The sequence below is a fragment of the Rhodococcus sp. USK13 genome, from assembly GCF_018343855.1.
In the GTDB taxonomy this organism is placed as follows: Bacteria; Actinomycetota; Actinomycetes; order Mycobacteriales; family Mycobacteriaceae; genus Rhodococcus_F; species Rhodococcus_F oxybenzonivorans.
Genome location: NZ_CP069243.1, coordinates 1 through 20,675, shown reverse-complemented (window position 1 = coordinate 20,675; position 20,675 = coordinate 1). Strand labels below are relative to the sequence as shown.

At 64.0% G+C, this 20,675-nt stretch carries 24 protein-coding genes and 1 pseudogene; 20 read left to right on the top strand and 5 right to left on the bottom strand.

Annotation, left to right across the window (positions count from 1 at the left end):
• Positions 1-30: 30 nt before the first annotated feature.
• Positions 31-363: a hypothetical protein gene (locus JQT59_RS35720; RefSeq protein ID WP_213578468.1), complete on the bottom strand. Its 333-nt coding sequence runs from the start codon at positions 361-363 to the stop codon at positions 31-33.
• A gap of 1,217 nt (positions 364-1,580) precedes the next feature.
• Between JQT59_RS35720 and JQT59_RS35715 the strand changes: the two genes are divergently transcribed.
• From JQT59_RS35715 to JQT59_RS35685, 7 genes and pseudogenes are all read left to right on the top strand, one after another.
• Positions 1,581-3,695: an FtsK/SpoIIIE domain-containing protein gene (locus JQT59_RS35715; RefSeq protein ID WP_213578466.1), complete on the top strand. Its 2,115-nt coding sequence runs from the start codon at positions 1,581-1,583 to the stop codon at positions 3,693-3,695.
• A gap of 64 nt (positions 3,696-3,759) precedes the next feature.
• A complete protein-coding gene (locus tag JQT59_RS35710; RefSeq protein ID WP_213578465.1) occupies positions 3,760-4,101 on the top strand; it encodes a hypothetical protein in 342 nt (113 codons plus the stop codon).
• Between the two features lie 5 nt (positions 4,102-4,106).
• Entirely contained in the window at positions 4,107-5,435 is a 1,329-nt protein-coding gene (locus tag JQT59_RS35705) for a CpaE/TadZ family protein (RefSeq protein WP_213578464.1), read from the top strand.
• A gap of 62 nt (positions 5,436-5,497) precedes the next feature.
• Positions 5,498-6,853, top strand: coding sequence for a hypothetical protein (locus JQT59_RS35700; RefSeq protein ID WP_213578463.1), 1,356 nt, complete (start codon positions 5,498-5,500; stop codon positions 6,851-6,853).
• A 103-nt stretch (positions 6,854-6,956) separates the two neighbouring features.
• A complete protein-coding gene (locus JQT59_RS35695) occupies positions 6,957-7,682 on the top strand; it encodes a DUF8176 domain-containing protein (RefSeq protein ID WP_213578462.1) in 726 nt (241 codons plus the stop codon).
• A 68-nt stretch (positions 7,683-7,750) separates the two neighbouring features.
• On the top strand, positions 7,751-8,278 hold the full coding sequence (locus JQT59_RS35690) for a hypothetical protein (RefSeq protein ID WP_213578461.1): 528 nt from the start codon (positions 7,751-7,753) through the stop codon (positions 8,276-8,278).
• Positions 8,279-8,318: 40 nt separating this feature from the next.
• Positions 8,319-9,842: pseudogene (locus JQT59_RS35685) on the top strand (RecQ family ATP-dependent DNA helicase); the annotation flags it as partial.
• A 158-nt stretch (positions 9,843-10,000) separates the two neighbouring features.
• Here JQT59_RS35685 and JQT59_RS35680 read toward each other — a convergent pair.
• Positions 10,001-10,300 carry a helix-turn-helix transcriptional regulator gene (locus JQT59_RS35680; protein WP_213578459.1) on the bottom strand — a complete coding sequence of 100 codons (300 nt, stop codon included), beginning with the start codon at positions 10,298-10,300 and terminating at the stop codon, positions 10,001-10,003.
• A 123-nt stretch (positions 10,301-10,423) separates the two neighbouring features.
• Between JQT59_RS35680 and JQT59_RS35675 the strand changes: the two genes are divergently transcribed.
• The 6 genes from JQT59_RS35675 to JQT59_RS35650 all read left to right on the top strand — a co-directional run bounded on the left by JQT59_RS35675 (position 10,424) and on the right by JQT59_RS35650 (position 13,115).
• The gene (locus JQT59_RS35675) at positions 10,424-10,618 is read left to right on the top strand and encodes a hypothetical protein (RefSeq protein ID WP_213578457.1); all 195 of its coding nucleotides are present in this window, start codon (positions 10,424-10,426) and stop codon (positions 10,616-10,618) included.
• Between the two features lie 52 nt (positions 10,619-10,670).
• Positions 10,671-10,907 carry a hypothetical protein gene (locus JQT59_RS35670; RefSeq protein ID WP_213578455.1) on the top strand — a complete coding sequence of 79 codons (237 nt, stop codon included), beginning with the start codon at positions 10,671-10,673 and terminating at the stop codon, positions 10,905-10,907.
• A gap of 133 nt (positions 10,908-11,040) precedes the next feature.
• Complete coding sequence (locus tag JQT59_RS35665; protein ID WP_213578453.1) at positions 11,041-11,274, top strand: hypothetical protein; 234 nt, start codon at positions 11,041-11,043, stop codon at positions 11,272-11,274.
• Between the two features lie 135 nt (positions 11,275-11,409).
• Positions 11,410-11,613, top strand: a complete 204-nt coding sequence (locus JQT59_RS35660) for a hypothetical protein (protein WP_213578451.1) — start codon at positions 11,410-11,412, stop codon at positions 11,611-11,613.
• Positions 11,614-11,699: 86 nt separating this feature from the next.
• Positions 11,700-12,281, top strand: coding sequence for a helix-turn-helix domain-containing protein (locus JQT59_RS35655; protein WP_213578449.1), 582 nt, complete (start codon positions 11,700-11,702; stop codon positions 12,279-12,281).
• Positions 12,282-12,407: 126 nt separating this feature from the next.
• Positions 12,408-13,115, top strand: coding sequence for a hypothetical protein (locus tag JQT59_RS35650; protein ID WP_213578447.1), 708 nt, complete (start codon positions 12,408-12,410; stop codon positions 13,113-13,115).
• 25 nt (positions 13,116-13,140) lie between these two features.
• Here the strand turns inward: JQT59_RS35650 and JQT59_RS35645 are convergent, their stop codons facing one another.
• On the bottom strand, positions 13,141-13,821 hold the full coding sequence (locus JQT59_RS35645) for a class I SAM-dependent methyltransferase (protein WP_213578445.1): 681 nt from the start codon (positions 13,819-13,821) through the stop codon (positions 13,141-13,143).
• A gap of 190 nt (positions 13,822-14,011) precedes the next feature.
• On the opposite strand from JQT59_RS35645, the gene JQT59_RS35640 reads away from it, so the two are divergent.
• From JQT59_RS35640 to JQT59_RS35630, 3 genes are all read left to right on the top strand, one after another.
• Positions 14,012-14,245 carry a hypothetical protein gene (locus JQT59_RS35640; protein ID WP_213578444.1) on the top strand — a complete coding sequence of 78 codons (234 nt, stop codon included), beginning with the start codon at positions 14,012-14,014 and terminating at the stop codon, positions 14,243-14,245.
• A gap of 206 nt (positions 14,246-14,451) precedes the next feature.
• Positions 14,452-14,781, top strand: coding sequence for a hypothetical protein (locus JQT59_RS35635; protein WP_213578443.1), 330 nt, complete (start codon positions 14,452-14,454; stop codon positions 14,779-14,781).
• Entirely contained in the window at positions 14,778-15,479 is a 702-nt protein-coding gene (locus tag JQT59_RS35630) for a DUF6308 family protein (protein WP_249354700.1), read from the top strand. The genes JQT59_RS35635 and JQT59_RS35630 overlap by 4 nt, the downstream gene beginning before the upstream one ends.
• A gap of 82 nt (positions 15,480-15,561) precedes the next feature.
• Here the strand turns inward: JQT59_RS35630 and JQT59_RS35625 are convergent, their stop codons facing one another.
• Both JQT59_RS35625 and JQT59_RS35620 read right to left on the bottom strand, forming a co-directional pair.
• On the bottom strand, positions 15,562-15,981 hold the full coding sequence (locus JQT59_RS35625) for a hypothetical protein (RefSeq protein WP_213578442.1): 420 nt from the start codon (positions 15,979-15,981) through the stop codon (positions 15,562-15,564).
• 1,063 nt (positions 15,982-17,044) lie between these two features.
• Positions 17,045-17,239: a hypothetical protein gene (locus JQT59_RS35620; RefSeq protein WP_213578441.1), complete on the bottom strand. Its 195-nt coding sequence runs from the start codon at positions 17,237-17,239 to the stop codon at positions 17,045-17,047.
• A gap of 205 nt (positions 17,240-17,444) precedes the next feature.
• Here JQT59_RS35620 and JQT59_RS35615 point away from each other — a divergent pair, with 205 nt between their 5' ends.
• From JQT59_RS35615 to JQT59_RS35605, 4 genes are all read left to right on the top strand, one after another.
• Positions 17,445-18,182, top strand: coding sequence for a YfbU family protein (locus JQT59_RS35615; RefSeq protein WP_213578593.1), 738 nt, complete (start codon positions 17,445-17,447; stop codon positions 18,180-18,182).
• Positions 18,183-18,315: 133 nt separating this feature from the next.
• Positions 18,316-19,143: a hypothetical protein gene (locus JQT59_RS35610; protein WP_213578439.1), complete on the top strand. Its 828-nt coding sequence runs from the start codon at positions 18,316-18,318 to the stop codon at positions 19,141-19,143.
• A 207-nt stretch (positions 19,144-19,350) separates the two neighbouring features.
• Positions 19,351-19,602: a DUF6308 family protein gene (locus JQT59_RS38110; protein WP_349307042.1), complete on the top strand. Its 252-nt coding sequence runs from the start codon at positions 19,351-19,353 to the stop codon at positions 19,600-19,602.
• Entirely contained in the window at positions 19,578-20,027 is a 450-nt protein-coding gene (locus JQT59_RS35605; protein ID WP_249354699.1) for a hypothetical protein, read from the top strand. The genes JQT59_RS38110 and JQT59_RS35605 overlap by 25 nt, the downstream gene beginning before the upstream one ends.
• The last annotated feature ends 648 nt before the right edge of the window (positions 20,028-20,675 follow it).

Here is a 20,675-nt window from a genome sequence, read left to right as displayed (position 1 = left end):
CACGTCCTTTGCTCGTCTGTCAGGACCGGTTCAGGCTGCGACGTTGATACCGAAGAGACCGAGAACCCAATTGCCGATACCTGTGGCCGCGGACTCCGAGGACGCGATACCGACGTACGCCAGGCCCACCAAACCCAAACCGCCGACCGTGAAGACTTTCGAGAGGTTGCCGCGCAGACCTCCGGTCAGGACGACGCAGGCGAGCACGATCAGGATCGTGAAGACGATGTTGTCCTTGATCCACTGCTGCAGACCGCCGGTGTTGATGTCCGTCTCCTGTGCCAGGGTCGCGATATCGGGTGCGGGCGAGGGGTGGACTGCCGTATGCGACAAGTCGATGACGGTGGAAGCGATAGCGAGCATGGGTGCCTCTCCAACGGTGTGTAGTGAACGAACCTACGAATGTGGTTGGGCGGGACGGTAGAAGAGATGCGTGCTCGATCTCAACGTGATCTGTGGATAACTTTCCGTCACCGATGGTGGGCGCTGCCGAACCCGGTGATCGACGTACGGGGAGGATGCGGCGGAGGGAGGCTGCGTCCTGAGAGTCAACGTGCCGACTGAATGGCGGCGTCCTGCAGATGACCCACCGGCGAAGCGAACCGATACGTACCGGCTCGGGGCATCAGTGTGTGCGGTCTCCACACCGACGGTGCAGTAACCGAATTGATGCGCTGTCGCCGACCCCTTCGACAAGGGTGATTCGGGAAGGCGTGGCCACGCTGCCGTGCGGGTAGTGCGCACCTCGAATCAGTGGAGCGGCGGTGCCGCCATCCAGGGACGTCGATGAAACCCCAGCGAAGGGCGATCAACGAGGGCTGGCGTGAACGGCGCACTCGCCGGGTTGAATCGGCGCGGTGGAATGCGCGACAGATCTGAGCGCTGCGGTTGAGCGCCGAGTAGGGCGGTTGAAACACCGACCCCTTCGGGGGTCACTCCCCCCGGCCCTCCGGGCCTAGGGGGGAGTGTACTTGGGAAAATTGCGCCGCGCCAACCCATTTCGTGGACGCCTGTTCACACGCTATATCGAGCGCTCGCGGTGTCGCCCGGCGCAGCGTCGTCATGACCGCTCGAACCTGATCCGGCGACCGCCAAGTTGAGCGACCGACCGTGCAGCATCGACGTCCGGCCATGAGCGCCAACAGCGCATGGCTACGACCGCATTGTTCAGCGTCGTCCGGTGCTTCTGCGAGCGACCCGGCGACCGCATGCGGACGCGGCGAGAACGACCCCACACCCGCGGTCGCTGACACGCTCAGTGAGCGCGCTGCAGGGGAGTTGTGAGGGACGGTGCTGAGCGGTGCACCACGCGCTCATCGGACAGTGCATGGTCGCCCGCGCAGACAGGTAAACCGATCCCGCCACGTCGTGCGAATCGGTACGTGGCAGTGCACCAGCGAGATCCGTACCCGACTCGGTCGATGAGGCAATCAACGGTGTCCGATACAGCCCGCGAGCAGCGCGCAAAAAAGTTATCCACAGATCACGTTGAGACGAAGACGTCGAGTCTGCCAAGGTGCACATCCACAACGCCCGACCGCACATACGCAGGGCTCGACCACGACGAGAGGAGCGAGGCGATGGCACAGCGGGATCCATTGAAAGACTTCCTCGTCGAAATGTTCGGCCCCGGGCCCGGCAACCGCACCGGTCGAGGCGACCAGCCAACTGCAGCGAAGCCCGTCGTCGGCCCTTACCGCACCTTCGCTCCCATTCCGGTGGCCGCTGCCGGTCTCGCCTTCTACGCGCCCGAGTTGTCGGACACCCCTGCCGTGAACACGGTCAACGGGGCGAGCGAGATCCTCGCAACCCTCCACGACTACAGCCTGCCGCTCGCGCTAGTCGGAGTCGCGTGGTCCGCGGTCGACGTCGTCCGATTCCGGGGCCGGCGCTACCGCGTGATGCTCGATGCTCAGGTGCGCCAGACGACGCGGCACGAACCGGTCAAGGTCACCGTGCCGTTCCTGCCAGGCGTCGGAGCGCTGCGCGGCGCGAGGATCAAGCTCCCCCGCGGTGCGATCATCCGGCCGAAGGAGATGGACGAGTTCACCGCCGCGGTCCGCGGATCGGCTGGTGGTCGCACCGGGAAGTACACCTACACCGTCCGCCACGAAGCACACCGTGACCAGATTCTGATCACCCGCACATTGGTCGAGGCGGACACCCGATCCGCACGTCACAAGGCGCTGGAGATGGCCCTCAAAGACGGACCGCTCAAAGAACCGGTCGTCACTGTCGACACCCATGACGAGGACGGTGCCGAGACCGGCTACATGATCACCTTCACCCCCTCGCTCAACAGCGGATCCCGGGGTTTCCAGACCAAGGTCGAAGAAGCGCTCGCCTCCCTCGCCGGCGAGCACGAGTCCGGCCGTACCTGGGCCATCCAGTGGACTCCGTCCGAAGGCTTCCTCGTGATGCGCTTACGAGCACCGCTGCCCACCCGGGTCGATCACCCCCTCGAACTGGTCGACGAGAACCTGCGGCACCTTCCCTATGCGACCGGTGTCGCCGATCTCAATCTGTTCTGGGACATCTCGACGAAATCGAACAAGCCGCACTGCCTGATCGTCGGCCCCACCGGCGGCGGTAAGACCTCGGTGATCCGCACCCTGCTCACCGAGGCGGCCCGCCGCGGAATCCCATTCCTCGGAGTCGATCCGAAGATGATCGAACTCGACGGCCTCGAGGGATACCCGGGATGTGCAGCGATCGTCTACGACGCGGTCCGGTCAGCGATGCTCGTGCGCGCCCTGCACGCGGAGATGATGGCCCGCAACAACTACGTGCACGTGAAGAAAATCGAACCCTCGCAGCTGCCGCTGCTGATCGCGGTCCTCGACGAGTTCTTCATCCTCTCCGGCAAGTGGCAACGCCTGGCCAAGACCGGCGATGACGAAACACGAGACCTACTCAAGACCCTTGACCCACTGGGTGCGTGGGCTGACCTTGCCGTCCTCGCCCGCTCGGCAGGGATCCGCTTGCTTCTCGGTGTGCAGCGCCCGGACGCGTCCCTGTTCGGTGGTGCCAGCGGCAACGCGCGCGACAACTTCGGCACCCGAATTTCGCTCGGCAACCTCTCTCAGGACGGAGCCGGAATGATGTGGGGTGACACCCAGGTCGGCCGTGAGATCGACACCTCCGTTCCCGGCCGTGGCGTGGCACTGGGCCAAGACGGTTCCCCGGTCGATGCACAGATGTGGTGGACCCCGAACGTCGATCCGCACCCCAACAAGTGGAACCAGCTCTCGGACGACGAGAAGGCGATCATCCACGGGCTCATCCCGGACGAGCCGCCGACGATGCTGTTCTACTCCGCCGAACTGCGTGAATTCGTCGAAACCGAGCGCGCTCTGGCTAAACGTGCACGCGACCACGAAGATGCCCCCGAGCCGGTTGCGCTGGGCGATGTCCCCATCGGAACCGACGGCCCCGCAGGTGACGATGATTTCGCCGATGCGATCCCCGCCGCGGCGGTCACCGAGGGCATGGTCATCCTCCTCGACGACGACCAGGGCAACGAAGTGCCTGTCACCGTCGACACGGTCACCGTCATACGCGACAAAGACACCGGTGACGTCCTCGAAACGACGCTGTCGATCAACACCGGCGGACGAGTCAGAACGAACGTCCACTACGGCCCCACCGAGGTCGTTTTCCTGCCCGAACCCGACCAGGTCCTCGCGCCAGTCTGAGCACCCACTTGCAGACCGAATTCACCGCTTCATCCATTGCATCACCAAACCGAGAGGACCCCTCATGAGCCGCCGTATCTCCCAGTCGATCACACCGACCACCGAGGACGTCACCGTGCTACGCGGCACCTTCGCCGCCAAAGGTGCGAATGACCCCGTCATCACCGAGCTGCGTCGGGTTCTCAAGGAAGCCGTACCCGGTTGGCTGACCAAGCTCACCGAAGAGCAGGAACTCACACGCCCGCGTCTCGAGGAGATCAAGGCGGCGGTGGCAACGCGTCGGCAGATCATCGAGGTTCTCCCTGAAGGCAAGGCGCGCTCGGATGCGCTTGCTGCTCTCGACAACGCTGAGAAGACCGTGGGCGAGATGGACTCCGAGCTGTCCGTCGGTGCCTTCGGCGGGTGACACTGATGGACACATTCACTGTCGAGATCATCTCGGACACCACGGCCCGCGTCGCCGAGACGGGTGAGCAGTTGGTGGCGTCGGAGGGCAAGACGATCCACACCAGCATTCACCAGTACAGCCAGGAGCGGGCGGTCAAGGCCGGCAGCCCGGTCGAGGTCGCGGTGCAGCAGTCGGGTGTGTCCAAGCAGATCATCGTCTCCCCGGACGGTTCAGCCTCCCGTGCGGCACCGACCGGGCCCATCGAAACTGTGGCGCCGGTACCGCGCCCGGTGCCGGAGGTGAACGAGGACGTTCTCGCCGAACCGGTAAGCGTGTCTGTCGAGCCGATCGGGCATCGCCCTCGCCGTACGTCCGACGGCGGCCGTGGTGCTCGCGGTGCCGCGGTCGGTGCGCCGCGAGGACCCGTCTCGGCGCTGGCCGCTCCCGAGGTCAATCCCGGTGCGGGCGCTCCCGCACGCTTGGGGCTTCGGGGGCGGCTCAACGCGGTCCTTGGTCTCAGTCTCAACCCCAAGGCGGACTCGGCTGAGATGCGCCTGCGGATGTCCGAAGCGACGATCACCAGTGCGATCCCTGACTTCTCGGTCGTGACCGTGGCCAATACGAAAGGGGGCGTCGGCAAGACCCCGCTCGCGGTGGCGCTGTCACAGGTCTTGGCCGCTCTGCGCGGCGGGAGCACGATCGCATGCGCCGACCTCTCCGAGGTCGGTGGCAGCCTTGCCAATCGGGTGGGTGTTCCTCCCGCAGGGGGCCGCGACGTTGTCGGCCTGCTCGAAGCACATACCGACCCTGAGGCCACGATCCGACCGTCGGCGTTGTCGAGGTACCTCACTCGCCAGCCCTCCGGCGAAGACATCGTTCCCGGTCGCCGGGCAGCCGACGCGGCCCTGAGCTATGACGACGCAGAGCGATTGGCTGCGATCCTCGCTCAACACCGCGACATCCTCGTCGCAGATACCGGCAACAGTGCCCTCGCCGGAAGTTGGCGGTGGGCAGTGTCAGCGGCGGACGTGCTCGTGGTCCCTGTTCCGTTGCGCTACGACGCTGCTGAGCCGGCCGAGGAGATGCTGCTCGACCTGGCCGCCAGTCGAAATGAGCTCCTCAGCCGCACCATCGTCGTGATCACCGAGGGACCCGGTGACGCCCCGATGGTGGAGAAGGCGGCCGTCGACGCGTTCCTCGAACTCGGCGTGCGGCAGGTGCTGAGGATGCCGTTCGAGCCGTTGTTCGCCACCGGCGAGCGCATTTTCCCGGCCCAACTTCGTGCCACCACTACACAGTCATTGACCGTGATCGCCGCAGCTGTCGTCGAGTTGATGGCTGCGCCGCGCTGACCGACTACCTGGTCCATCTCTTCCGCTCCATCCTGATCCACCCCACGAAAGGCACACCCGACATGAGCACTCTCGCTTCCCGTACTGCCCGCAGACAGGTTGGCCGCCACCGAAAGCAAGCTGCACCGATCGGCGCCACCGCAGCGGTCGTGGCAGCCTGCATCGCCGCCGGGATCGTTCTGGCACCCTCCGCGGCCGCCGCGCCCGGACAGGCCGGGGTCACTGACAACGGCGGACAGGCAGGGGTCACCAACGAGGGTGGCCAGGCTGGGGTGAACACCCCTACGCCGGAACCCGCTGCTCCGGTGCAGGAAGCGGACAACGGCGGAACAACCGCGGACTGGGACTACATCGGCGGGTACACGCCGCCGGTCGAGTACCAGAACGTGCCGACGCGATCGGTTCCGACGTACAACGAACCGGCCTACAGCCAGCCCAGTTACAACGTTCCCGAGTACAACGAGCAGGCGCAGCCGATCCCGGAGGCCTACCGGGCGCCCGAACCCGAAACCGTCCCGGGGCAGCCCGTCGCACCCATCCAGGCGGCTCCCGACACCTACCGCTTCGGTGCGATCAGTGGTCCTCGCCCTGACTGGCTCCCACGCGAAGAGGCCGACAAGATCAACAACACGTCGGCCGTCCTCGAGGCGCAGGGCGCGACGTTCTTCAACTCCCTCGGAATCGAGACGACCCGCTCGGATCGGATCGCAGCCGGAACCACTGCTGGCGTTGTCATTGGAGCGAGCACCGGTGCGCTGGTCGCCGGTGTTCCCGCCGCTGTCCTCGGCGCAGCAGGCGGGGCCGTGATCGGTGGAGTCGCCGGTGCCGCGGTCATGGGACCGGTCGGTGCAATCACCGTGCCGATCGTCGGTGCAGTCCCCGGAGCCGTTGCCGGTGGTGTCGCTGGAGCCGGAATCGGCGCCGCCGCAGGCGCCGCGGCCGTCGGACTCCCTGCAGCCGTCGCAGGTGCTGGCGTAGGAGGCGCCATCGGTGGTGTTATCGGTGCCGCATACGGGGCCGGCGAGAACATGGGTGAGGCACCGGCCCCGGCACCCGAAGCGCATGCCTTCGAGGCCGCTCCGACACCGGCTCCCGAGCCGGCACCGATCATCGACCTCCACCCGGCCGCCGAGTTCGTCGAGCAGAACACCCCGGCCGCCGCACAATTCGCGGACACCACCACCGCCAACTCCACCGGCGGCGCGGCTATCGAACAAGCCACCTCATGGGCAACAGAGACAGCTCCCGCCGCTGCACCGGTGATCGAGCAGGTCCAGGACGCCGGGGAGCAGGCAGCTACCTGGGTGGCCGAACAGCCCGGCGGCAACCAGCTGCTTCAGGCCGGTGCCGATCTACGCACCGCAATGCCGACCGAAATCAATGCGCTGCTCACGACCGTCGAGAACGCCGCAGCCTAAGAGAACACACCGGTGGGGCCTTGCCTGGAAATCGAGGATCGACGCCTCTGCAGGCAGGGCCCCGTCACCGTCAAGACGACCGACTGACCAGAAAGGGGTGGTGGTGGCTGTGAACCGGCCGAGCACCACATCGCGTAAGTCGACCCGGCATCCGGCAGTGATCGACACCCTCGGAGCCGCGCCCACCACCACCTTCACACCGGGCAGCCCGGATACCCAAGCACCCGGCAGGCGCGGAAACCGCAGCGCATCCGAGCGCCTGACCTCCACGAAACCGGCCCGCACCATGCATGTCCGCATCGGAAGGAAGAGCACCGTCGCGGCCGCCATCGCAGCGACCGCGATCGCCGTCGTTGGTTGGGGCGTGCTGCAACCCAACGAGTCCACAACGACCACGCCAGCTGCCCCACCGACCGCCGCACTCGACGAAACGGTTGTACCTACCCTCACGGAGGCTCCGGAGCCCGCAGAGAGCCCCACAGCCGGAACTGACGTCGGAGACCAGTGCCGCAGCGACCGTGGAGACCAGAAGAGCGGGGCGGGGGTGATCGCGGCCTTCGAGCACGCCTACTACGTAGCTCGGTCCGGACTAGCAGCGCGCGCCCTCGCTGCACCCGATTCACCACTGCCGGCGGCGGAGAAAATCCAAGCCGGCATCGACACCGTGCCGGTCGGCACCAACTACTGCCTACGGACAATTCCCATCGCTGAAAGCCACTACTCCGTGGTCCTGTCCGAAATGCGACCAGGACAACCGGCCACGCAGTTCACCCAAACCATCACCACCAAACAGGTCGACGGCCGTTGGTTCGTCGACGTCATCACCTAAACCGTTTCGCAGACAGCGAAGGCGGCCGGCGACATCAGCCGGCCGCCTTCACATCGAAAGGACCACCGATGAGCGTGCACCACATCCGCAGATCAGCAACCGCGACAGCTGTGGTGGCGGTAGGCGCGCTGACCGCGCTCACCGCGTGCGGCAGCGACGACAGTAGGGACGCAACCGCCGTGTCCGCCTCGCAGAGCGGCACCGTGGTCACCGACTCGAGCGACGACCTCGGCAGCATCATCATCGGATGGGGAGAAAAGCACTCCGACACCGAAATCACCACCCCCAAGCCCGAGGACGTCACCGCCACATGCTTCGGCACCGGCGAGGACCTGGTCGTCGAGATCAACGCCCCGCACGGGTGGAACATCAAGGCCTCGAACCCGTCACAGGTACTCACCGTCACCAACACCGACCAGAACCTGTCCGGGGACATCGACACAACGAACCAGTACCTCGACAGCCTCACGGCGGTCGACTGGTCACAACTCGACCAACTCGACATCGCCGCGACCGCAGCCGCACCCCAAGATTGGAACTCTCCCTACGGGACCGGCCGGATCTACCTGTCCGTGCACGTCGACTGCACCCAATAGACCAATGACCACAGAAAACGTCACCGGAACAGGACATTTCATGAGCGACACAGAGAGTCTTCGTGGGCATGCGGAAGAGATGCTGCGCGAGATCGCAGGGCCGGATGCGGCGCTGCGTGAAGAACAATGGACGGCTATCGAAGCGCTCGTCGTACACAGCAAGCGCGCTCTTGTGGTGCAACGAACAGGGTGGGGAAAGTCTGCCGTGTACTTCGTCGCCGCGAGACTACTGCGATCGCGCAATAGGGGCCCAACGGTGATCGTCTCACCGTTGCTCGCGTTGATGCGAAACCAAGTCGCAGCAGCGCAATGGGGGGGAGTGTGTGCAGCAACGATCAACTCCGACAACTTCGACGAGTGGGACAGCATTCGCGCCGATATCACCGCCGATCGGATCGATGTGCTGCTGATCAGCCCCGAGCGCCTGATTAATCCACGTTTCCAGGAGGAGGTGTTGCCCGTCCTCGCTGCGACCGCGGGCATGGTCGTCATCGACGAGGCTCACTGTGTCTCGGATTGGGGACACGACTTCCGTCCCTCGTACCGGGCCATCGGATCCCTCCTCACCCAGCTTCCGGACGGCATTCCAGTCCTGGCGACCACCGCTACGGCCAACGACCGGGTGGTCGCCGACATTTCCGCACAGCTGGGCGTCGGAGCCCGTGCCAGCAACAAGGGCACGATCGTCCTACGAGGTGGTTTGGATCGGTCCTCACTGCATCTGTCGGTGATCAACCTCGACGATGACGCCGACCGCGGCCTCTGGCTGAACGATCGGCTCCATGACCTGCAGGGCTCGGGCATCATCTACACGCTCACCGTTGCCGCAGCCCAAGAGCTCGCCGACACACTCTCCGGCCGCGGCCACAACGTGGCCGTTTACACCGGAAGGACCGACGCCGGCGACCGTGTAGCACTCGAAGCGGACCTACTGGCCAACAGAGTGAAAGCACTCGTCGCGACATCCGCGTTGGGCATGGGCTTCGACAAACCCGACCTGGGGTTCGTCATCCATGTGGGTTCACCAGCGTCTCCGATCGCGTACTACCAGCAGATCGGCCGCGCCGGCCGCGCCATGGCAAGAGCGGACGTGATCCTGCTTCCCGGCCCGGAGGATCAGGAAATTTGGGACTACTTCGGGTCCCTCGCATTCCCGCGAGAAGAGGTGGTCCGGCAGTTGCTCGACACTCTCGACAAGAAGAAGCCACACACGATCAAGGCCCTGGCGGAGAAGACCGAACTTCACCGTCGTAGGACGGAGATGGTCCTGCGCGTTCTGGAAGTAGAAGGCGTAGTGCGGCGGGTGCGCGGGGGGTGGGTCGGCACCGGGCAACGGTGGACGTACGACAAGGACCGCTTCGATGGCCTGGAAGACGCTCGGAACGCCGAACAACAGGCCATCATCGACTACCAGCACACCGCGGGCTGTCGCATGGAGTTCCTTCGCCGCCAACTCGACGATCCAGACCTCGACGGCACCGGTGCCGGATGTGGACGGTGTGACACCTGCGCCCGGAATCGATCGCGAATCATCGCGCCCGGGGTGGAACTGCAGCAAGTTCGGTGATCTCGTGCTCCCAATCCTGATGAGCCGGGCCGGTGGCGGTGTGAATCAGAAGATGACCGATCGGCAGGTCCACCCCGAGATCGCGCTCGAACTCGCCAGGCTCGTCGTCAGCACTTGCCGCCCCTTGTGTAGGCGGGGAAGGGGTTGCCGATACGTCAGTCGGTTCTGCGCTTCACTGTCGTTCGGCGGGACTCCGAACGTGGGCGGCCACTGGTGCCCTGCCGCTCGCGTAGCCAGGCATTGATGGCGCTTCGCTGCCAGAGAGGTTCGCGACCGATACGCACGGCCGCCGCTGGCGCTTGACCGCGAGAGACGTACGACCGGAACGTCGCAGGCGCGATCCTGCGGCCGGATCTCTGCTCGACCAGCTCGAGGACCTGCTTGGTTGTCAGGAGACCCCGAATGCCCTCCTCTGCACCGTGTTCCGGTGCGGCTGGTTCGGGCTTGCTGTCCATGGACCGCATCTTACAACCCTTCGTTGTAATAGATCGAAACAGGGAGCACCGAGAGCAACACTTGATTATTACAACGCAGCGTTGTAATAATTGGTGAGATCCGAACCACTGAAAGGAATCTCCATGACCCCCACCGCGCGCACCGCCGTCCTGACCGATGCTTCCCATGCGGCAAATCCTGTCGCTGCAGTACGAGAGTTCTTCCCCGGACCGGCCGGCACGGTCTACGTACTTGTCGAGTTGACCGGCGGACGTGTCGTCGAGGCGGACGCGGAGGACATCGTCTTGACCGCACCCCTGTCCGCGGCCGCGGCCTAAGTAAGGCATGCCCATATGCGACCGGGGGAAGCAGATGAGCGAGGTGGATGAGATGAGCGTCGAAGTAGTGACCGTCCGAGACGGCCGCGGCCATACCCACGCGCGCGTGTTCGTCGACGGGGCCGAGGTCCCCGCCGTGCTCTACGACATCGCTACACCGGGGGCGGGCTGGACTCCGGAAGCATGGTCGGCCCAGAAGGTATCCGGCGCCTCGGCTGCTGCCGTCGCCGCCGCACATGCGATGTACCCGCCGCAGACGCTGCCCGTCACCGTCGCGAGAGGCGCCTGATGCAACACCGAAGTCGCGCGGTGCTTTCGCGCGCAGTCGCCTCGGCAGTCCCGTACGCGCCCGGAGGCGTCTCTGGGATGTCACCGCCAGCGGATACGCTCACCCGCAGGGTTACTGAATACCAGGGGGAATCATGATAGAGACCGCAACCAGCACTCCGCGCCGAGTATCCCCATACCGGATCGCGGCCCTGATCGCTGCGATGGCCGGCACCATCCTCATCCTCTGGAACTTCGGACCTAAGCCCTCGAACCCGGTCCGATCGACGCCCGTCGAGCCCGTACCCACATACGTCAAATCCGACATCAGCACGCAGTGCACGCAAGACCCGGCGGTCATGCGCGCCTGCCTCGACGCAGGGAATTGACATCCCAACGCTGACGGCCAGACTCGGACTCTCCGAATAGCAACCCCGCCGCGCCGAATAGCACTTCCACTTGTCAATTGACAAATGAAAGTGCTATTCTTGCTTTACATACGACAAGGGGGGTGACATACTCAGATGGATAAAGACACAAAGAAGGTGCTCAAAGCGCTGGAGGAGGCCGGATTCACGGTCCGATACGCCAAGAACGGCCACCCGATGGTCTACAAGGGCGACGACCTGATCACGACGTTCTCCGGCTCGGCGAGCGACTACCGGTCGTTCAGGAATGCTTTAGCTCACCTCAAGCGGGCGGGCTTCGCGTGGCCACCACGCCGCTGACGTGAAGTGGTTCGGGGGTGCAGGTAACACCCCGAACCACACCACATCGTCGCAGATCATCACACAGAACAGAAAGGCGCAGAACGATGACAGATTCGTACAACGTCGTCGCCGAACTGGACGTGCCGTTCGGGCCGGAGGGTGCCGAATCGGCTCTCGAACCGATCGCCGAGTACAGCGGCGCGGTCGGCCGGTCGGACCTCGGCTACACCGAGATCGTGTTCACGCTGCCCGCAACATCGCTCCGGCAGGCCACCACCACCGCACTTGCGGTGCTCCATAGCTACACCTGGACGGTGCGATCGCTGCGGGTGCTGACCACCGAGGACTACGACCGCGAAGTCGGCACGAGCGAGACCGCGTTGCTGTCGGTGCAGGAAACAGCGCACAGGCTCGGCATGACCCGCCAGCGTGTCCAGCAGCTGATCGCCGCCCACGAGCTGCCCGCAATCAAGATCGGCAGTACCTGGGCGATCCGCGAAGCCCACGTCCCGCAGGCGGCCGCGAAGAGCACGACCACCGCGCGGGCGAAGCGGGTCAAAACCGCGGCCTCCGGTGGCGGCGAGAAAGCGGCGAAGCGTGGAGGGGGCGAGACAGTGACGAAGCGTGCGGCCACCGCGGGGAAGACGCCGGCCACCGCAACCGCCAGGAAGCGGAAGTCGGCGTGAGGTGTTTCGGCCGAAGGGTGGAGACAGGGTGGCGTGGTTCCTGACCCCGTCTCGGCCTCGAAATACCGAGCATTGCTGCTGATTCCAGAAATTTGCACTTCCTACCCCAGATGGATGGAGATCTCCATGCCCGCTGAACACCCCGACAATGCTGCCGGCGGCGGGGCCTCACCGAATGGTGACGCCCTCGCTGATGATCCCCGCGCTGTGCGAGAGGGCCTTTATGTGGGGGAGGGCATTGCCGTTCCGGTGGGCACACCCCGCCAACTCCGCGATCCGGGCGTCGGCTGGCCGCGCATCCCAGAGGCCCGGCCGCCGGCGCGGATGGTGCCCGCAGTGCAGTACACCTGGACCGCCCAACGCGGAGACGTGAGCCGGTTCTCCCGGCTCGCCCTGTGGCGATTTCTCCGTCGCCCGAGAATTATCGTCTTTTTCGCCGTGATGGTGGTGGCCATGGCGGTGGCCCTGTGGGGTGGTGAAGCTGAACTGACCGGATTCTTTGCGGGGATTGTTATCGCGTTGCCACTGGCTGTATTCGTTGTGGTCTTGCGTGCGCAACGGACAATGGTGGGGCCGGGAGCGCGGTGGGCCAGCGGCATCAACTCCTTCGGAATGCTCTTGGAAGACCCTGTCGCCCAGATAGTCATCGGGCACGGCTCGATCGCCAAGATCGAGGTCGACCATGGGTTGGTGTATCTCTACGTTCGTGGCGGCATGGGACGTGCGGCGTGCATCCCCGAGGCGTTGTGTCCGCCCGAGGTACGCGCCTACCTGCTGTCGATGGTTGATGCCCGCTCGCGCAGCGCACGAGAAGCGAATTCCGCGCAAGAATAAGCGAAGTTACGTATGGTCTGTACTTTCAGGACGGCTGGCGCCCGGAAATCATGACGAGTGGCATATCGGTGATGCGGGATACGTGCTCGTCGACGAGGTCGAGTCGGCTCGCGAGGTCACGGGCCTCGTCAAGGCTGATGGAGCGGCCGGCGATCCAGGTGTGGAAGATGGCGAGGTTGATGCTGCCGAGAAAGCGCGGCATCTTGTAGTCCTCGATGAACCTTTGGGCGTCCTCGAAACTCGTGCTGCGGTCCGCATCGGTGATCAGCAGCGGGCCACCCGGTTTGAGGACGCGTATACATTCGGCGAGCCCGGCCTCGCGTGATGACCAGTGTTTGATGGAGCCATAGCTGATGACGCCGTCGAATGTTTGGTCGGCGAAGTCGAGTTGCGTGGCGTCGCCTATGTCGAACCGGACCCGGGAGCCGTAGTTGCGCATGCGTTTGGTGGCGCGCTCGATCTGGGCTTGCGACAGATCGAGACCAAGAATGTGCACGTCGGGGCGCTGGTCGGCGATGTACTGCGTGAACAGCGCCCCACCGGATCCGACGTCGAGAATGCGGGCATTCGGCGGTAGATGCGGAAGGAAGTACTCGTCGATCACGTGGCGCGAGCGGTAGACGGCCGGTGCCACGATGGTTTCGTACATCCAGGCGTGAGCTGGCGTGTAGATCGCCGTGATGGGGTCGAACGGTGCTAATGGCATGTCTCGCTCCTCGATATCCGGTATCCCCGGTGCTCGACACGTCCATCTACGTGGGATCGAGTGTCTGCGCGGATGTCGTTTCCAGACTATGGGCGAAGAGTCGGTTTCTGTGGAGATCGCTGACAAGCACACCCTCACCATTAAGGACTACGCTCCCAGCGGTGAGGCAGCTCTGTCAGAGGGAGATGTAATGACCGAGAATCCAGCAACCACACGTCCGCCGCTCGGGAAGATCTTGACCCCCGAGGAGATCGCCCGGTTCGTAGCCCGGGTCGCGTACTCCACCAGCCCGGTGGTGCTGATCGACGAGGACATGGCGGTGGCCGCTCCGGCACGGACCTACGGTGACTGGCTCGACGCGCTAGGTCTGCCAGATCTGGCAGAGAAGGCCCGCACGCTACTGCCCGAAAGTGGTGCGGCCTGAAGGCACCGGGTTCGCGTAGCCACGGCGTAGAGATTTACGCGGTCCGCCGGCCTAACGTCCTGGGGGCGAGAGAGTGTGCCTGAGTTAGTCAAATGTCCCGCAAGCTGATCCGTCACGACCTGGGGATTCGTTCTATATTCGTCGCATCTGCGGATCGCCGAGATACTTGGTGGGACGGCATTTCCGCACCACCTCGAGGAGCTTCGATGTTTGCTGTGTGGCGCAGTTGTCAGCATTACGCCAGTCCCGATTCGCTGCCGGATGCGTCCGCGGCAACCCTGGAGACGGTGTTGAACACGTCGTCGCGGTTGCCGTCGGCCGGTCGCGCGGCCCGGTTCGTGGCGCGTGAGATGAACGCGGAGTGGTCGGCGGTCGGGTTCGTCAAGGACGGTGCGCTGGTGGAGACGACGACGGCCACTCAGCTACGTAAGTACGACCGGGTGCGGCGCCGCGAGATTCAGTGGTCGAACGACAACTACCGAGCGTTGACCGCGGCCGATCATCCTCAGCGCACCGTAGACCTGGACCAGCGATGAACATGCCCGCCTCAGCCGGAACGCCCGAACGGGCGCCGACCACGTTCCGGTTACCGACGAGCCTGGCGACGGATTCCGATGCCGCGGCGACCTTGGCGCTGACCCGGTACTACGGTCACCCGTACCTGGGCGACGACGCCTATGTCGGCGCGCACTTCGATTCCTGGTCGAGCACAGGGGATCGGGAGGGAGAGGCGGACCGGTTCACCGCAGACGATTTGGTCGCGGTGTCGTTCCTGTCGGTGCAGATTCCCCCGAGGGCGGCGCGGGCGATTCTGGACACCGAGGCGGAGACGCTGAACGCCCATCTGGCGGCGATAGGCCCGGATCGGGACCTGGTCGACGAATCGGACCTTCTGGCCCCGGGGTGGCCCGCCTGGGACCTGGAAACAGCCCTGTGGGAGTTGCCGGGGATCGGCCGGACGAAGGCGACGAAGCTGATTGCCCGCAAACGCCCCCGGCTGTATCCGATCTGGGACTCGGTGGTCAGTGAGGTCTTGGGCACCACACGAGCGCATCTGAATCCGGTCCGGGAGGCGCTCCGCGCCGACGACGGGGCGCTGCACCGCCGGTTGCTGTCGCTCCGAGAGGAGGCCGACTTGCCGGTGGAGGTTTCTGTGCTGCGGGTATTCGATGTGATTGCGTGGATGGACGGAAAGAATCGTGGTCTTGGAGATAGCGCCGATCTGGGGCGATAACCGGCCGGAGACCCACACCTGCCCGAGACCAGGTCAGGCCGCTCTGCCGGGATTGCTCGCCTATCCACGCTGTCGTGTCTGTCTACTTCGTAAAGTCATCGACCCACGTCTTGCCGAGCCACCCCACTGTCAGGGCTGTCACTAGGTCGAGTGGAAGGGCGAGCGCCGCGTGCAATCCATAGATTCCAAAGAGCCACTGCGCGAATGCGGCTGCGCCAAGGCTTGTGCCTATCAGCATGGCGTACACGAGGGCTGCGAGTGCGTGGAGATGGTTCGTAGCAACCGCGAACTTGAAACCGGGAGCCTCGCCGCTGACATTCATCTCCTCGCGCCGCAGGATCATCTGTTCCAGTTCCACCGGCTCTGCCGTTAGGTCCTCCGTCTCCTCCGACACCTGCTCGTGTGGGTGCGGCGACCGTGAAGCGATCGGGGCGGGCGATGGCGGCTGCGGGATGACCCCGGCGTCGGGGTCCTGGGGGCGGCTTGTCGGATGCTCGGTCACGCGCGTTCTTTCTGCGATGGCGGTGGTTTTGGACGCGGGTTCAACCTCTGCACCCAGTCGAGGAGTGACTGAATCACGCTGTCATCTTCCTGAGGCGAATCATCTCGGATGAGGATGCAGTCACCGAGAGGTTCGTCACTTAGATCTAAATGGATCGGATCGTCATCGTTCTCCGTCATGCCCGACCTTCCGCTCGCGCCCGCCGAGCCGGAGGGCATCCTGTGAGTACAACTCATCATCTTAGCTGCTAGAGGCGAATTCTACCTACTGCATACATACATAATCCAGCTATCAAGCATATGCTCGACGTAAGATGTTCAGTCGGTAGACTGTCATTATCCATTCAATAGGATGGCAAAAGTGTACTAATTGCCAGCTAAGGGATTGCCTTGATGCAGTTCAGGGGTTACGCTGACTGTTCGATGGACGCTCAAATCAGAGTGCGACCGCCCCGGCAAAACGATCACCGACAACGACTGACAAACGACAACGATTGACAAACGATCCACGATCACGGAAACGGAAGTCCGAAATGCCACGCATTGATTCCGTAGCACGCGGCAGTAAGCCGTCTGGAACGGCAACGCGAGTTGCCGAACGGGTCACCGTAAACCTCGCTCGGCCCTCAGCAGATGCTCTCGAGCACGCAGCAGATATCACCGGAAGTACCAAGACCGAGGTCATTAACAAGGCGCTGCAGCTGTATGACATGGTTCTCTCAGCTCAGAACGATGGCGGTTCGATCTGGATTCAAGACGATAAGGACAGTGAGACTGTTCGAGCTCGCTTCTACTGAACCGCAGCCCCGCCCGTCCCTACTGCCGTCGTATGAAGCGGCCCGCACCCGTTCTAGGGTGCGGGCCGCTTCGCATGGCACCGAGGTGAGGGCTTGGGCAGGACCTGTTGTCCGCCGGCGAGGTGATCCTGGGTTGGTGGGTGCGAAGATCGTGATCTTCGCGGGCGTGCTTCTAATGAGGCGCGGGGGTGGGCGCTGCCTGCCCCCGTATCGGCGTTACTTGCGTGCTGCGGCAGTCGTAACGACAACGCCCATGCGCCTGATCGGTCAACTACTCATGATGTCGGCGAACAGCTCCCGCAACACCTCCGCAACTTCGTGATAGGTAGCCTGCGCAAGCTTCCACAAGAGCTTCACCGCAAGCATTCGAACTGATGCTCGCGTGATGACCCTGGCCAGCTTCTTCGATGGGTTCCGCCGTTGCGTCCGCTTCGATCGCGTGTCGTCATCGATCTCGCTCATCTCGTCTCGCTCTCGAGGTCAAGCCTTCGTCCCGGTTGGCCGAAGGTCTCGTCTCTTCTTGCGCGGAGCTCGGCGGATTAAAAGGTCCCCAGGGCAGGCTGCACGGAAACTAATCGCGCTCGCGTGGCGCGACAACGGTAGTGTAATCCTGTATTCTACCTGTAAGACGGTAAGACATGCCTACAACAGCAGGAAGGAATACCTGATGGCATCTATAACCATCCGCGTCGACGAGAAGACGCGTGCCGAACTCGAGTCTCTGGCCAAGGCGAAGGACCGGAATGTCAGTGATCTCTTGCGGGCCACCATCGATCAGGTCCTCGGTCGGAACTCACAGTTGAAGGACCCCGACGCCCCGAGTTCCCTCGCACCGTCGGATCGCCTGCTGCTCGCGCAGCAAAGGGAGATACTCGCCGCGCTGACGGCCGACGAGGAGGAGAAGGCCGAGCACCTCCTCCTGGCGGAAGCGCTACGGGAGGGTTACGCCGGCGAGTATCAGAGGGTCTTCGGGTATGTCGAGCCGGAGCTGGACCTCAACCATTGCCAGCTCGTGTGGGATCTCCTCGATATGTTCCGGGTACTCGACGCCAGCATCGCGAACCTCACCACGGAGGAGGTCGCCGCGCTCGGCGATCGCGCCAGGTGGGCGAAGTTCAGTGGCTTCGACCTCAGCGATCCGGTTGAGGGCCCGATGCTCGGATATCTGCGATACCTGGTGCGCACAGGTCGGTGGACGGAGATTAAGGGCAGGTTAGCCGAGATCGGGAACGAAGGTCATTCACATGCGCGGAACCTACCTGCGTACGAGCGGATGCTTGCGGTGTTCAAGCCGATTTGGGACGACGTGATCCGTCGTCAGGGCCACGGCGGAAGGTACCTCCTGACAGCGCAGCAGGTGCACCAAGTCGGCAACGCGTGGTCGCTCAAGCCGCGGCTCCACTGACATGGTCAAACGGAACAGCCAGCCGATTGGTCTTCACCGCGCCCGCGGGAAGCATATTTGTGGTGGGTGTGGTGAGCGGAAGCCGATGACCCGGGCTCATGTGCCTCCCCAGTGCGCCGGCAATGAGATGCTGGTGACACGGACAGCATTGATCGAGAAGAACGATCGCATTGAGTTGGGTCGACCGGCTCTCGGAGGGATTCACTTCTTCGGGCTCTGCGAAACGTGTAATCGTGGCGCCGGGGTGTTCGATCCCGAGTACAGGGTCCTCAGCGATGCGCTGAAGCCGATGTGGGCACAGTCCTGGACTCTGAATCTTCCACGCGAGGCAGTACTTCCGGATGTCGTCATCAGACCTGGCGACATTGCCCGGTCGATCCTGCTCGGGATGTGCGGAGTAACTCCGCTGATCGTGGACAAATGGCCCGATCTGCCGGCTCAGCTCTTGGACCGGGGAACGACTCCGCGACTTCCCGACGATCTGCGACTGCGGCTCGCCCTGGCAAGAGGAAAGACCGCTCGTGTAGCTGGCCCGTTCTCCGGATTGTTCGTGATGGGGCCGAAGTCGCGGCGGAGAACGACGACCGACGAAGCGCTGGGTGTGAACTCGGTTGCTTCCGTGTATTTTCCGCCGTTGGCGTGGGAGCTGGTTTACGAAGGTCCAACGATGCTCGATGCCGATGGATGGGCGGACGTGAGCTCCTGGTTGTCGATTCGTGCAGGTGAGGAGGTCGGGTTGCCAACGCTGGTCGGCGGGCTGCCGTACGCAGCGCATCCTGCCCACACACCCGACGATGCCGACAATTGGTTCGAGATGACGAGCGATCAGATCGCCCCCATAGCAGAGTGCGCAAACATTACAGGCGAAGCACCCGATCCAGTGATCGCCAAATTGCTTGGCCGTAGGGTCCCGATGTCACTGGACGAACTAGAGGAGCTGCAGAGGCGGCGTAGGCGCTGAACCGGTACTACGACCGCCCGTACCCGGGCGAAGATGCCTACGTCGGCGCGGGCGATCCTGCACACCGAGGCTGATGCGCTGAACGCTCTTCTGACGGCGATATAGGGCCGGATCGGAACCTGGTCGACGAACCGGACCCGCTCGCCCTGGGGTGGCCCGCCTGGGACCTGGAAAGGGCCCTGTGGGCGCTGCCGGGTATCGGCCAGGATGAAGGCGACGAAGCTGGTCGCCCGCAAAAGTCCCCGGCTGTATCCGATCTGGGATTCGGTGGTCAGTGAGGTGTTGGGCACCGAACGACCACATCTGAACCCGGTCCGGGAGGCCTCCGGGCCGACGGCGGGGCGTTGCATCGCCGGGTGCTGTCGCTCCGCGGGAGGCCGGCCTTCCCTCGGTGATCTCGGCACTGCGGGTGTTCGATGTGATCGCGTGGATGGATGGCAAGAGCCGCGGCCTCGGTGAGCGCTCTGACCTGGGAAGATGACACGTCCTGGGGTGATCTATGGTGGGTGAGGCCGATGATGGGTGGTGTGGACGAGATGACATCGGCGGGGGCAAGGATTTCGCTGGGAGTCATCGCGGGTCTGCTGTTGGGGTTCTTCTGCTATCTGCCGGTGGTGATGCTGTGGCAGCACTACGGCAATGTCCCGCAGCCGCGGGTGTATCCGCACGGCTCGTTCACTTCGTTCGGGTCGGAGCCGCCGTCGGCGGGGTATTGGGTGAGCTGGGCGGGACCAGCGGTTGTGGTGGTGGCGTGCGGGTTGATGACGATTCCGTGGCGGCCCGTCCGCCAGTTCGCCCTCCCATTGGTGGGCGCGTTTCTCCCGATGGCGGCGTTGGTGGCGTGGTTCTTCGTGTCGATGGAGCTGTTCTTCACCCCCGACTGAACCGCCGGCGAAGCTCTGGGGATCGGCTTGGTCTGACACGGTCCGCACCCGAACCCCGGGGTGCGGACCGTGTGCTGTGTGGGGCCGTAATGGTGCTGTGACCTGGTGATGGCATGTCCCCGGTTTGTGATGTGGGGGGCGCCTGGCGACCTGTTCGAGCGTGTGCCGGCGCCGGGGTGTCGCCGAGCGCGGAGATGTCCGTTTCGCCCGGTTTTGGTTTTTTTTTGAAAGTGCTTGATTTACAACGTCTTTGGTAAATCACTTGAAAAATAAGAGTTTACGTAATTTATGCACAAATGTCAGCTTGTAAGGTCCGTAATGTGGTGTGAATAAACAGTTTTGGAGATTCATCGATTTTCGACTGTTTGGGTTGCGTGGGGGTGGGTGGATGCTGTGGGTATGACATGGAGCGGCGCGGAAAGGCGAGCGTGCGGCGGGTCGGACACCTCCTCCGGCCTCCCCAGCCTCGTTGGGGTGCGGGGGACCGGATCGAACAGGACGATGAAAAGCACTGGTGAGAGCCTAATCTCTGATACTCAGAGGAGCGAAGCGACTCGATCGACGGCAACGGGAATCGCCCATTGCGAGCCGCGCAGCGGCTCCTTGGCGGGGAGCGGAGCGACTCGCGCCGTCTCCCGGCGCGGGCGC